Source organism: Flavobacterium difficile (genome assembly GCF_011392115.1).
Classification (GTDB): domain Bacteria; phylum Bacteroidota; class Bacteroidia; order Flavobacteriales; family Flavobacteriaceae; genus Flavobacterium; species Flavobacterium difficile.
The window spans coordinates 53,996-66,936 of sequence record NZ_JAAJBT010000005.1; the positions used below are offsets into that span (position 1 = coordinate 53,996).

The 12,941-nt window shown below is 33.5% G+C and carries 11 protein-coding genes; 3 read left to right on the forward strand and 8 right to left on the reverse strand.

All coding sequences use genetic code 11. The features are described 5' to 3' along the window. Window positions 1–6 precede the first annotated feature (6 nt). From G4D72_RS09100 to G4D72_RS09125, 6 genes are read right to left on the reverse strand one after another with little or no spacing between them, the layout of a single operon-like run. The gene (locus G4D72_RS09100) at window positions 7–1,596 is read right to left on the reverse strand and encodes a quinol:cytochrome C oxidoreductase (protein WP_166077369.1); all 1,590 of its coding nucleotides are present in this window, start codon (window positions 1,594–1,596) and stop codon (window positions 7–9) included. 24 nt (window positions 1,597–1,620) lie between these two features. Further along, a complete protein-coding gene (locus G4D72_RS09105) occupies window positions 1,621–2,181 on the reverse strand; it encodes a c-type cytochrome (RefSeq protein ID WP_166077371.1) in 561 nt (186 codons plus the stop codon). 5 nt (window positions 2,182–2,186) lie between these two features. Beyond that, window positions 2,187–2,711, reverse strand: coding sequence for a DUF3341 domain-containing protein (locus G4D72_RS09110; protein WP_166077372.1), 525 nt, complete (start codon window positions 2,709–2,711; stop codon window positions 2,187–2,189). 11 nt (window positions 2,712–2,722) lie between these two features. After that, window positions 2,723–4,162 (reverse strand): NrfD/PsrC family molybdoenzyme membrane anchor subunit, encoded by a 1,440-nt coding sequence (gene nrfD, locus G4D72_RS09115; RefSeq protein ID WP_166077544.1) that lies wholly within the window; start codon window positions 4,160–4,162, stop codon window positions 2,723–2,725. A gap of 26 nt (window positions 4,163–4,188) precedes the next feature. Next, window positions 4,189–7,290 carry a TAT-variant-translocated molybdopterin oxidoreductase gene (locus G4D72_RS09120; RefSeq protein ID WP_166077373.1) on the reverse strand — a complete coding sequence of 1,034 codons (3,102 nt, stop codon included), beginning with the start codon at window positions 7,288–7,290 and terminating at the stop codon, window positions 4,189–4,191. Between the two features lie 31 nt (window positions 7,291–7,321). After that, window positions 7,322–8,668: a c-type cytochrome gene (locus tag G4D72_RS09125; RefSeq protein WP_166077375.1), complete on the reverse strand. Its 1,347-nt coding sequence runs from the start codon at window positions 8,666–8,668 to the stop codon at window positions 7,322–7,324. A gap of 206 nt (window positions 8,669–8,874) precedes the next feature. Between G4D72_RS09125 and G4D72_RS09130 the strand changes: the two genes are divergently transcribed. Genes G4D72_RS09130 through G4D72_RS09140 form a run of 3 tightly spaced genes read left to right on the forward strand, consistent with a single transcriptional unit; the run spans window position 8,875 to window position 11,833 of the window. Next, window positions 8,875–9,267: an SPOR domain-containing protein gene (locus G4D72_RS09130; RefSeq protein WP_207784896.1), complete on the forward strand. Its 393-nt coding sequence runs from the start codon at window positions 8,875–8,877 to the stop codon at window positions 9,265–9,267. Between the two features lie 53 nt (window positions 9,268–9,320). Then, entirely contained in the window at window positions 9,321–11,519 is a 2,199-nt protein-coding gene (locus G4D72_RS09135) for a TonB-dependent receptor plug domain-containing protein (RefSeq protein WP_166077376.1), read from the forward strand. Between the two features lie 23 nt (window positions 11,520–11,542). Further along, on the forward strand, window positions 11,543–11,833 hold the full coding sequence (locus G4D72_RS09140; protein ID WP_166077377.1) for a putative quinol monooxygenase: 291 nt from the start codon (window positions 11,543–11,545) through the stop codon (window positions 11,831–11,833). A 90-nt stretch (window positions 11,834–11,923) separates the two neighbouring features. On the opposite strand, the gene G4D72_RS09145 is transcribed toward G4D72_RS09140, so the two are convergent. Together G4D72_RS09145 and G4D72_RS09150 are read right to left on the reverse strand one after the other, a co-directional pair. After that, a complete protein-coding gene (locus G4D72_RS09145) occupies window positions 11,924–12,160 on the reverse strand; it encodes a 4a-hydroxytetrahydrobiopterin dehydratase (RefSeq protein ID WP_166077378.1) in 237 nt (78 codons plus the stop codon). Window positions 12,161–12,164: 4 nt separating this feature from the next. Continuing rightward, window positions 12,165–12,911: a maleate cis-trans isomerase family protein gene (locus tag G4D72_RS09150; RefSeq protein ID WP_317165239.1), complete on the reverse strand. Its 747-nt coding sequence runs from the start codon at window positions 12,909–12,911 to the stop codon at window positions 12,165–12,167. Window positions 12,912–12,941: the final 30 nt, after the last annotated feature.

Genomic DNA, 12,941 nt, shown 5'->3' on the forward strand with positions numbered 1-12,941 from the left:
TAATTATTAATAATGAAAATGTTTGCTTTCTTCTATATAAGGATTACCGTCAGACGATAAAGGCGCTTTTGTAAGTGCAGTGAAAACTACAAAAATAAACAATCCAGCGAAGAAAAGTACTGAACTAATTTCAGAGACACCAATAAACCATTGATCACCAACAGTTGCAGGCATTATCATGTTAAAGAAATCAACATAGTGACCTGCTAATATTACGATACCCGCCATAACAATAACCCATTGAAGACGTTTGAAATCGGCATTCATTAATATTAATAAAGGGAATACAAAATTCATAACTACCATACCAAAGAAAGGTAAGTTGTAATTCTCAATTCTTGTTACGAAATAAGTAACTTCCTCTGGAATGTTAGAATACCACATTAACATAAATTGTGAAAACCATAAATAAGTCCAGAAAACGCTAATACCAAACATGAATTTAGCTAAATCGTGTAAATGAGATTTATTAACTTCTGGTAATAATCCTTTATTTTTTAAATAAATTGTAGTCAAAGTAATAAGCGTAATACCACTTACAAAGAAACTAGCAAATACATACCATCCAAATAAAGTACTATACCAGTGAGGATCAACAGACATAATCCAATCCCAAGACATAACTGATTCAGAAACGATGAAGAAAACTAAAAACATCGCTGCAGCATTATAGTTCTTCTTGAAGAAAGACAAATCTTTAGTTTGGTCTAATTTTATGGAATTTTTTCTTGAAACATATCTGTATAAATTCCAACCAAATAAGAAAATTGCAGCTCTAAATAAGAAAAAAGGAACATTTAAAAATCCAGTCTTACCAGCGATTATATGATCATAATTTTCACTTTTTGGATCAGCAATACCATCAGCCATCCATGTGAATAAGTGATTGAAATGGAAACCAGATAAAACTAATAAAATGAAGAAAATAATTGAACCAGGCAAAACATAAGCTGTAACTCCTTCCATCACTCTAAATAAAATTGGAGACCAACCTGACTGAGCTACCCATTGAATTGCATAGAAAGCTAACGCTCCAACTGCAATTAACATAAAGAAAATACAAGCAACATACAATGCAGACCAAGGCTTGTTTTGTAATTGATGTTTTACATGTTCTATGTGTTCTTTGTGTTCTGCTGCATGATCAACTTTTTCTTTATGAAATTTACTTACATAAACTTCACTTTTTACTTCTGAAACTTTTTCTTCAGCAACTACTGCAGAATCAGCAACAATATGAGAAGCGTGAACTGTAGAAGAATGTGTAGTATCATTTTTAATTGAATCATGCAATTTAATTACATCTTCATATTTAACGCTTTTTACATTATCTGCTGTAGCTTCATGAGATGCATGTGCATCTTCTTTGCCATGAGCTTCGTTGTTTGCATGTGAATCATGAGAAGCTTCAGAATGTGAGGCTGTTGCATGAGAATCGTGGTGAGCTCCACCATGATGAGCTTCTTGCTCTTTTAAAATTGCTTCAACATCTTCATCAGTTTTAGGTGCTGACCAGAAACCGTAACCGATTCCTAAGATACCTAATACCATTAAGGCGAATGAAAAGCTTTTTAATCTACTAGAAAACTGGTACATATTTAAATTTTTCTAAAAGTAATACTATTTTAATTCTGATTTAAGCTTCATTACATATTCTGCAACTTGCCATCTTTCTTCTTGTGACAATTGATTCGCATGAGAACCCATTGAATTTATACCATATGTTACAATATGAAAAATACTCCCTGAAGTAACTTCTCTATCTTTGTAACTTGGAACCCCAAGAAACTTTTCTCTTTTAACTAAATTTCCTTTACCATCACCCGCTTCACCATGACAAATAGCACAATAAATGTTAAATAATTCTTTACCGCGCTCTAAATCAACTTGATCTGAAGTTAAAATAGTTCCTCTTGTTTTAGAAAGAGCATAAGCCTCAGGTGTATTTGGCAAATCATATGGTGTAAAACCACGTTTAATTGTACCGGATGCTGGAATCTGATTTACTTTACCTTTTTCACCCGTTGGTGAATTAAACGCATCAGATTCACCATAAGTTTCATAACCTACAGATTCGTACATGTTTGGAAAAAGCTGATAATTAGGTGCAGATTTATCAAAACAAGAAGTCATTAGGAAAGATGCTCCCACTAATGTCAATATATTTAAAATACTTTTCATACCAATTAATGCTTATCAATTACTTTTACTTCTACTGCTCCAGTATTTTTAAAAAAAGAAACTAATTCTTCTTCGTTTCCGTGAATTCCAACTTCCATTAAAAAATGGTCATCAGTAGTTCTTACATCAGGATTTTCAGCTTTTTTAAATGGCCACAATTTACTTCTCATATAAAAAGTGATTACCATTAAGTGAGCTGCAAAAAACACAGTACCTTCAAACAAAACTGGAACAAAGGCTGGCATATTCTGAATGAACTCAAATGAAGGTTTACCACCAATATCTTGAGGCCAATCTTGTATCATAATATATCTTAAAAGATTAAAATAGATAAACAAACCTGTGATTCCGTATAAGAATGCACATATTGCAAGTCTTGTTGCAGGTAAACCCATCGCTTTATCTAGTCCGTGAACTGGAAATGGCGTATAAACCTCTTCAATGTGATAATGCGCAGCTTTTGTTTTGTGAACTGCTGCTAACAAAATATCATCGTCGTTATATATAGCGTGTACTACTTTATTACTCATAATTCTTAATATTAATGATGATCGTGTCCTTCATATCCATCATGACCATGGTTATCATGATGTGGTTTACTATCTCCTCTTTCTCTTTTAAAATTATCACCAGATGATTTTAAAATAGTTTTAACTTCTGCTTGAGCAATCACTGGGAAACTTCTAGAATATAATAAGAATAAAACGAAGAAGAAACCGATAGTACCTATAAAAATACCTGCATCTACAAAAGTTGGTTGGAACATTGTCCAAGATGATGGTAAATAATCTCTATGTAATGAGGTAACGATAATTACAAAACGTTCAAACCACATACCAATATTTACAACTATAGAAATGATGAATGAGAATGCAATACTAGTTCTTAATTTTTTGTACCACATGAATTGTGGAGAGAAAACGTTACAAGTCATCATTAACCAATATGACCACCAGTAAGGTCCAGTTGCTCTGTTAAGGAAAGCGTATTGTTCATACTCAACTCCAGAATACCAAGCTACAAATAATTCAGTAATATATGCACAACCAACAATTGAACCAGTAATCATAATAATAATGTTCATTAATTCAATGTGCTGAATTGTGATATAATCTTCTAAATTTGAAACTTTACGCATTACAATTAATAATGTATTTACCATTGCAAATCCAGAGAATACAGCACCAGCAACGAAATATGGAGGTAAAATTGTAGTATGCCAACCTGGAATTACAGAAGTAGCGAAGTCAAAAGATACAATTGTATGTACAGAAAGTACTAAAGGAGTAGCTAAACCAGCTAATACTAAAGAAACTTCTTCGAAACGTTGCCAATCTTTAGCTCTACCACTCCATCCGAAAGATAAAATAGAATATACTCTTTTGTTAAAAGGTGTAACTGCTCTATCTCTAAGCATTGCAAAATCTGGTAATAAACCTGTCCACCAGAAAACTAAGGATACAGATAGATAAGTTGAAATTGCAAAAACGTCCCATAATAACGGAGAGTTAAAGTTTACCCATAAAGATCCGAATTGATTTGGTATTGGTAATACCCAGTATGCTAGCCATGGACGTCCCATGTGGATAATAGGAAATAAACCTGCTTGAACTACTGAGAAAATTGTCATTGCTTCTGCAGAACGGTTAATAGCCATTCTCCATTTTTGACGGAACAATAATAATACTGCTGAAATAAGTGTACCGGCGTGACCAATACCTACCCACCAAACGAAATTGGTGATATCCCAAGCCCAACCAATTGTTTTGTTCAATCCCCAAGTACCAATACCTGTAGTGATTGTATATACCATACAGCCTAATCCCCAAAGGAATGCAGCTAATGCTATTGAAAATACTGTCCACCATAGTTTGTTAGCTCTTCCTTCAACAGGGCGAGCCACATCTACAGTTATATCGTGATAAGATTTATCACCAATAACCAAAGGTTTTCTAATGGGTGCTTCGTAATGAGACATAATCCTTTATATGTGTTTCTTATTAATACTTATTTATCGTTTCTAACTTTAACATGATACATCACGTTAGGTTTTGTTCCAATGCTTTCTAATAAATGATACATTCTGTCGTCTTCTAATAATTGAGCAACATCGGATTCTTTATTATTTACATCTCCAAACTTCATTGAACCTGAAGTACAAGCGGCAGAACAAGCAGTTTGGAAGTCATCTTTACCAACTTCTTTACCCTCTTTCTTAGCTTTTAAAATAGTAGCTTGAGTCATTTGGATACACATAGAACATTTCTCCATAACCCCACGAGAACGTACATTTACATCAGGATTTAATACCATACGACCTAAATCATCATTCATGTGGTAATCAAATTCATCATTCTTGTTGTACAAGAACCAGTTAAAACGACGTACTTTGTATGGACAGTTGTTTGCACAGTAACGAGTTCCCACACATCTGTTATATGCCATATGGTTTTGACCTTGGCGAGAGTGTGAAGTAGCAGCAACAGGACAAACCGTCTCACAAGGAGCATGGTTACAGTGTTGACACATTACAGGTTGGAAAACAACTTGAGGATTTGCAGAAGGATCTTCTAATCTAATGTTTCCAGGGATAGTTCCGTCACCTTCACCATCACCAAAAAGATAATTACCTAATCCTAAACCATTAAGGCTTTCTTTTTCTTCAACATCACCAGCAAATGTATCTTCAGATGAATAATATCTGTCAATTCTTAACCAATGCATATCACGACTTCTTCTAACTTCAGATTTACCTACTACAGGTACATTATTTTCAGCGTGACAAGCAATAACACATGCACCACAACCTGTACAAGAATTTAAATCGATAGATAAATTAAAATGATGTCCTGTAGTTCTGTCGAACGAAGTCCATAAATCTACAGATGTAGCAGCAACTTCTTTGTGGTCTAACGAAACTACTGGTGTTGGATTATATATTTCCTTATTACCTGCTTCATTAGCTTTATTGAAAACAGACAAAGTCGTATCTTTTACAATATCGCCTCTACCCATTAAAGTTCTTTGTAATTGAACACAAGCAAACTCATGCTCTCCTTCGCCTAAAGTAATAGAAGCTACTTGATTTGCATTAGCATTAGCATACAATGTGTAAGCATTAACACCAGTTTGCATTTCTTCTTTTAAAGCTTCTTTTCTACCATAACCAAAAGCTAAACCAATAGTACCAACTGCTTGGCCTGGTTGTATGATAACTGGCACTTTTTCTAATGTAGTAGCACCTACTTTAATTGAAACATAACTTCCGTTTAAACCTCCGTTAGCTACATTAAAGTTTTTTAAATTATATTTTTCAGCATCTGCCTTGGAAACTGTTACATAATTATCCCATGAAACTCTTGTAATAGGATCTGGAAACTCCTGAAGCCATGGGTTGTTAGCTTGTTGTCCATCACCCATTCCAACTTTACTATACAATACTAAATCTAAACCATTAGATTTAGCAGCAGCTAATTTTGAAGCAGAAGTTCCGAAATTACCACCCTGTGCAGATAAAGCACCAACTGGAAGAGCTACGAAACCATCATGAACCGTTTGATTCCAAGACTTACCGTTTAGATTTGCAGTAGCAAATCCTTTTAAGAAATCATAATATGAAATAGCATTATCAGTCCAAGCTAAAACAGCTTCTTGAAACTGTTTTGTATTAAATAAAGGTCTAATTGTAGGCTGAGCTATACTGTAATTAGAACGTGTAATTGTTACATCATTCCAAGACTCTAAGTAATGACTTGCAGCTGCAGCTATTGTAGTTTTAACTGCAGTCTCATCTTCTTTAGTAGAGAATGATACTGATAATTTAACTTTTCCTAAACCAGCAACAAATTCTTTAGAGTTTGCTAAAGTATAAACAGGATTCACGCCACTCATTATTAATGTGTGAACTTTTCCAGCATTCATATCTGCTACTAATTGAGCAACAGCTTTAGCATCTCCTTTTCTTGTAAGCTTAGCATCAGCAGGATTAAATGCTTCAGATTTTAAAGCTAAATTGATACCTAAAACTAAATATTGAGCATCAAAATCATCTAAACCTGTTACAACAACTCCTTTTGATCCTGCTGCTCTTAATTGTTGTGCAGCTTTTTCAACTTCTTTATCTAAAGGACCAACGCTAGCTACAGAAACAGAAGAGCCTGTAACAGCATTATATAATTTTACTAAAGCTAACTTTTGGTTTGCAATAGTTAATGGAATTCTTTTATCTGCATTAGCTCCTGCTAACGACATATTGGCTTCAATTTGAATGTGCTTAGACATTTTACCATTTTTCGGCACACGTCCTTTAGCATATCCTGCATCATAACCACCACCTTGCCAATCTCCAAGAAAATCTGCACCAACTGAAACGATGGTGTCAGCATTTGCAAAATTATAATTTGCTAAAGCTCTGAAACCATAAACCGCCTGAAATGCATCTAAAGCATTAGAATCAGAAATCGCATCATATACTACATGTTTCACATTCGTATATTTTGCAGCTAAATCTGAAATCAATTTATCAGTTGAAGGACTTGCCATAGTATTAGTTAACACAACAATTTGAGCGCCTTTTGCCTTAGCATCAACTAAACTAGCTTTAACTTTTGCATTTACTTCATTCCAAGAAGTATCTTTTTTATTTAATTTAGGATTTTTTAATCTTAAATTATCGTATAAAGAAAGGACTGAGGCATGTACTCTTGCATTTGCTCCAGTAACTGAACCCTCAATAGAGTTATTTTCAACTTTAATTGGGCGACCTTCACGAGTCTTAATTAAAATATTCGCAAAATCATAACCATCCGCAATTGTTGTAGCATAAAAATCAGCTACACCTGGGATAATTTCTTCTGGTTGAACCACATAAGGAATTGACTTAATCACCGGACCTTCACACGCTGCTAATGATGCTGCAGCTGTACTGAAACCAACGTACTTTAAAAAGTCACGACGCGAAGTAGATGAATTAGAAAGATTTTCTTTATCACCTAAAAACTCATCAACAGGAATTTGCTCTACAAATTCGTTGCTTTGTAACGCCTCAACAATAGAACTATTTTCATTTAGTTCTTCAACACTTTTCCAGTATTTTTTGTTTGATGCCATTGTATATAGATATTAACTTCTTATATTATTATTAATAGTGACATTTACCACACTCTAAACCACCCATTTGAGCAGCTGTCAACTTAGTAACACCCAATTTCTTAGCCAATTGGTCGTGGATTTTAGCGTAATAACCATTGTCTTCAACTTTCACATTCGTTTCTCTGTGACAGTTAATACACCAGCCCATAGTAAGTGGTTGATCTTGTTTCATCACTTCGAAGGACTCTACTTTACCATGACATTTCTGACATTCGATACCACCTACAGTTACGTGCTGTGCGTGATTGAAATAAACGAAGTCTGGTAAATTATGAATTCTAACCCATTTAACAGGTTTGGTTTTCCCAGTATATTTTTGAGTGGCTTTATCCCAACCAACTGCATCATATAATTTTTGAATTTCAGCAGTGTAGAATTCTTTTGTGTATTCCACATAAGTTGAATCTTTAGAACCTTGGAATTCAGCAATGTTTTTGTGACAGTTCATACACACATTCAAAGAAGGAATACCTGAATGTTTAGAAACCCTAGCAGAAGAGTGACAATATTTACAATCAATACCATTTTCCCCAGCATGAATTTTGTGTGAGTAATGAATCGGTTGAATTGGAGCATATCCTTGATCTACACCAATTTGCATGAAAAACCCATACATAAAGTATGCAGAAGTTAACAGGAATAAAATTGCTGTAACAACCATCATAAACTGATTCTTAACGTAAGCTCTAGCGAAAGAAAGAATAGCACTACCAGGACCTTTTGAATCCGGCACCTCAACACCTTCTTTTTTAGCAAGATTTTTCATTAACTTATTTACTGCATAAAGCACAAAAATTAAAGCACTTAAAATAAAAGCTAAAATTCCTAAAATAAAATTATTTGAAAAACCGCCCTCTGAACCACCATCGCCAACAGCAGGTGCAGCAGTTTTAGGGGTTTCTGCCGCTGGAGCCACTTCCATTGTGTAAGCAATGATATTATCAATATCACCATTAGACAATTGAGGAAAAGCAGTCATGTTCGCTTTAGCATAATCATCATAAACCTTTACCGCTCTCGCATCACCAGATTTAATAAGATCAGAACTGTTTTTAATCCATTTGTACAACCATTCTTTGTCATACTTATCGCCAACACCTCTCAATGCAGGACCAGTCATTTTTGCATCTAATTTGTGACAAGCGGCACAATTAGTGTTAAACAATTCTTTCCCTTTAACCGGATCACCCGAACCAGATGCTGGTGCCGCTGCTGCTGCAGCTGGCGCAGCCGCTGCAGCAGGCTCTTGCGCAGAAACGCCAACTGCAAATATTGCAGAAAACGCTAAAGAAAAGATAGTTTTTGAAAACGATTTAGGGTTACCCAACTTTTTCATATTAAAAATTAATTATCAAACTTATTTTTGGTATGGTTTTAGCGTTAGCTTAATCATACTTTTTAAAAACTTGGACAAAAATACAACATTACAAGAATTATCAAAACCTTAAATTTATCAGAAAATGTAATTTATTTTAATTCTAAATAAGATTGCGATTGATAATTTAAATCTAAATAATAAATTTGCAATAAATATCATTCATTATGAAGACTTTAAAAAAAATAACAGTAGTTTCAATTTCAATAGTTGGTTTATTTACAACTCAAAATATTTTTTCGCAAACTAAAAAAAGCAACATAGAACAGGACGAAAAAATAGAAAGATTACTAAACGAAAAAAGAAAAAGCAATTCTGCAATTACAATTAACGATAAATTTAAAATACAAATTTACTTCGGAACAATAGAAGAATCAAAAAAAACATTACTAGCTTTTAAAAAAGACTTTTCCCAAACAGACGGAACGATAACATTTAGCAATCCCTCATACAAAGTTTGGGTAGGCAGTTATAAAAGTAAGATCGAAGCTGAAAAAGCATTAATTGGTATAAAGAAAAAATATCCTACTGCTGTCATTATAGAGCCCAACAAAAAATAATTTGTTTTTAATGGCATTATTTTTGTGGCATAAATTCTTTAAACTTAACTAACATGAAGAAGAACTACTTATGCCTATTTGGGTTACTTACACTAACAACTCAATTATCTTTTAGTCAAGAAGTTACAGATACCATAAAGACACAAAACATCGAAGAGATTAAAATCAATTCTAAGAAATTTAAAATTGACAAAAACCAAACCCCATCACAAATTGAAATTATTTCCAAAGAAAAGATAGAATTTCAAAATTTTCAAACCACGGCCGATATGTTGGCAAATTCTGGCGCATTATTTGTTCAAAAATCACAACAAGGTGGCGGAAGTCCAGTTATACGAGGCTTTGAAGCAAGTCGGGTTTTACTTTTGGTTGATGGCGTAAGAATGAACAATTTAATTTTTAGAGCTGGTCACTTGCAAAACGTGATTACTGTAGATGAAAATTTTCTAGAAACTGCACTCGTTCAATTTGGCCCAACCTCATCATTATACGGAAGTGACGCACTTGGAGGTTCTGTAAATATGATAACTAAAAGCGCAAAATTCGGAAATGGATTTTCAGGGAATGTAAACACGAGATATTCTTCTGCAAATGAGGAAAAATCGGGGTATTTCGACATCAATTATGGAGCTACAAATTTTGCCTCATTGACAGCATTTTCATACAACGATTTTGGTGATTTAAGAATGGGTAAAAAGAAAAATCATAATGGTGATTTTTTTGGCGAAAGAACTACTTACGTTCAAACTACAGATAATGTAGATGTATTAACCACAAACAACAACAAATACCTACAAGTTGGGAGCGGATACAAACAATACAACTTCATGCAAAAATTTACTTATTTGAGTAAAAACAACATCAAACAAAATATTAATTTTCAATATTCAACCTCTTCGGATATCAATAGATATGATCGTTTAACAGATAAATCAAGCACGGGTTTAAGAAGTGCAGAATGGTACTACGGCCCTCAAAAAAGACTTTTAGCAGTGTACAGTTTAGAAAAAGAAAACCTTTTTACGAACACTGATTTTAAACTAGATGCTGGCTATCAAAATGTTGAAGAAAGTAGGATCAATAGGAATTTTGGTTCAGCAAACAGAAACAATAGAATAGAAAAGGTTGGAATTTTTTCTTTAGCAGCCAACTTCGAAACGAAGTTAAATAAAGGAAATTTATACTTCGGAATTGAAAATTACTATGATGATTTAAATTCTTCTGCATTTAGAGAAAATATCAACACAGGATTAATCACACCTTTAGACAGTAGATATCCAAATGGCGATAACAATATGATGAGAAATGATGTGTATCTTTCTTACAGTTCTAAAAGATATAAAAGCACTAATTTTTCAATGGGTGGACGTATAGGTTATGCTATATTAAACAGTAATATTGCTGATAATTCTGTATTTCCATTGCCTTTTTCTGAAATCAAACAACAAAACTTAACCTACAGTGGTAACATTGGAGTAGTGCATAATGCTTCAGAAAATTTCATATTAAAATCTAATTTAAGTTCTGGATTCAGAGTACCTAATATTGATGATTTAGCAAAAATATTTGAATCAGGCGCTGGAACATTAATCGTTCCAAACAAAGATTTAAAACCGGAACAAACTGTAACAGGAGATTTAGGTTTTGTATTGAAATCTAAAACAAATGCCCATCAATTTGATATAACCTATTTTTATACCCAACTTTACGATGCCATAGTAACTGATGAATTTACCTTTAATGGCTCAAATACATACGATTTTGGCGGCGGTGATGTAAGAAATGTTATCGCAAATCAAAACTTAGGAAAAGCATTTGTAACGGGATTTAACGGAACTATTAAAACGGAACTTACCAAGAATTTACAATTTAATGGAAGTTATAATTTCACTCTAGGAAGAGTTACCACTGAAGGAAACAAAAGACCTCTTGATCATATACCACCATACTATGGCAGATTGGGCTTTAGCTACACACCAAAATGGGCTACTTTTGAAGCCTACATGCTATTTAATGGTAAAAAACGTTTACAAGATTATTCTACTAGCGGAGAAGATAATTTAGTTTATGCGCCAGCTAACGGAATGCCTGCTTGGGAAACCTATAATTTTAAAGTAGGAACAAAACAAATTTATAATTTCACTTTATTTGCAGGAGTAGAAAACATTTTAGACACACAGTATAGAAACTTTGCATCTGGAATAAATGCTGCAGGTAGAAATATTTACGGTGGGGCTAAGTATAGTTTTTAAAAATAATTCATATAATTCATAAAATGGCTACAATTCATATTACAGTAATCCTAAAATCTAAGGAAGAAGAAACGGAAAAAGTAAAAAGTACACTGGAAAATCTTGTCAAAAATGCGACATCGGAACCAGGATGTTTGCAGTATAAACTTCATCAAGAAATACAAGACAAATCGGTGTTTGTTTTACATGAAACTTGGGAAAATCAAGAATTGTTTGACATACATAACGCACAACAATATGTAAAAGACTTTTTCGCCATTGCTCCGACATTATTACGAGATAAACCAGAAGTAATTTTTACCAATCTTTTATAAAACAAAAAATGCGAATTCAACAATTCGCATTTTTTTTATCCCAAATTAAGAATAAAATTGTAAAAAAATAATCTCAAGTGTAAAAGGGTATTATCTATACAATTCATCAATTTTGTTAGCTAATTGATCATCTAATTCAGTGATTTTTTGTTGGTCGTAGGTAAATAATGTAATTTCTAATTGAAAGGCCTTGAAGATTTTACAATCTGGATGGTGATTAATTTCATCAGCAAAAATAGCCACTTTTAAAAGAAAGCTTACTAATTCTGTTTGCGATTGAAACTTAAAAGTATTCACTAGTTTTCCATCAACTACATTCCATTCCATACAATTAGTATTTTCCGTTTAAAAGTTCTCCGCCAATGGCCGATTTCGCTTCAATTCCGATTTTTTTCATCATTTCATAAGTTGTACAAACTGCGGCTGATGTGACAGGAATTCCACATTCGGCTTGAATTAAATCAATAGCTTCTAACGATGGCATTTGTACACAAGCTGAAGCTACCAAAACATCAACATCAGTTAAATCTAATTGCTTATAAATCTCCAATAAATTCATTGGATTTTGAGCCGCAACTTCTAAATTATCTGGAATTTCCAAAGCGATACTTTGTTTCACTTTTATCCCTTGATTTTCAATATAGTCGACTACCATGTCTGTCAAAGGTCGCATATAAGGCGTGATGATTGAAATTTGTTTCGCTCCTAAAACCTTTAAACCATTAATTAAAGCACCAGCAGAAGTTACAATTGGTGTAGGAAAATCATTTGCCACTGTTTCTTGATGTAAATTCACTTCCGAAACGCAATGATAACCTCTTCCCATACTCATAATTGCTACCAAACAAGCATAACCCATAACATCAACATGAGCATCAGACAATTCTTGAGCACATTTTAAACTCATCGCGTCCATGGCTTCCAATTCTTCTTTGGTTACTTTTTTCATGCGCATTCTACTACTATGAAACGTAAAACGCTCGGGTAAAATGGTTTCGCGTGAACGAAAAATAGCTGGTATTTCGGTTTCCATCGTTATGTTAGATGATGGAACTATTTGTCCTATTCTGTATTTCATTTTTACATTTTTTTTGGAACGCGGATAAAA

Excerpts from the sequence above, each read along its gene's own strand:
- G4D72_RS09100 (WP_166077369.1), bottom strand. The coding sequence starts at position 1,596 with ATGTACCAGTTTTCTAGTAGATTAAAAAGCTTTTCATTCGCCTTAATG.
- G4D72_RS09110 (WP_166077372.1), bottom strand. The coding sequence starts at position 2,711 with ATGAGTAATAAAGTAGTACACGCTATATATAACGACGATGATATTTTG.
- G4D72_RS09140 (WP_166077377.1), top strand. The coding sequence starts at position 11,543 with ATGGCTACAATTCATATTACAGTAATCCTAAAATCTAAGGAAGAAGAA.
- G4D72_RS09120 (WP_166077373.1), bottom strand. The coding sequence starts at position 7,290 with ATGGCATCAAACAAAAAATACTGGAAAAGTGTTGAAGAACTAAATGAA.
- G4D72_RS09135 (WP_166077376.1), top strand. The coding sequence starts at position 9,321 with ATGAAGAAGAACTACTTATGCCTATTTGGGTTACTTACACTAACAACT.
- G4D72_RS09125 (WP_166077375.1), bottom strand. The coding sequence starts at position 8,668 with ATGAAAAAGTTGGGTAACCCTAAATCGTTTTCAAAAACTATCTTTTCT.
- G4D72_RS09105 (WP_166077371.1), bottom strand. The coding sequence starts at position 2,181 with ATGAAAAGTATTTTAAATATATTGACATTAGTGGGAGCATCTTTCCTA.
- G4D72_RS09145 (WP_166077378.1), bottom strand. The coding sequence starts at position 12,160 with ATGGAATGGAATGTAGTTGATGGAAAACTAGTGAATACTTTTAAGTTT.
- G4D72_RS09150 (WP_317165239.1), bottom strand. The coding sequence starts at position 12,911 with ATGAAATACAGAATAGGACAAATAGTTCCATCATCTAACATAACGATG.
- G4D72_RS09130 (WP_207784896.1), top strand. The coding sequence starts at position 8,875 with ATGAAGACTTTAAAAAAAATAACAGTAGTTTCAATTTCAATAGTTGGT.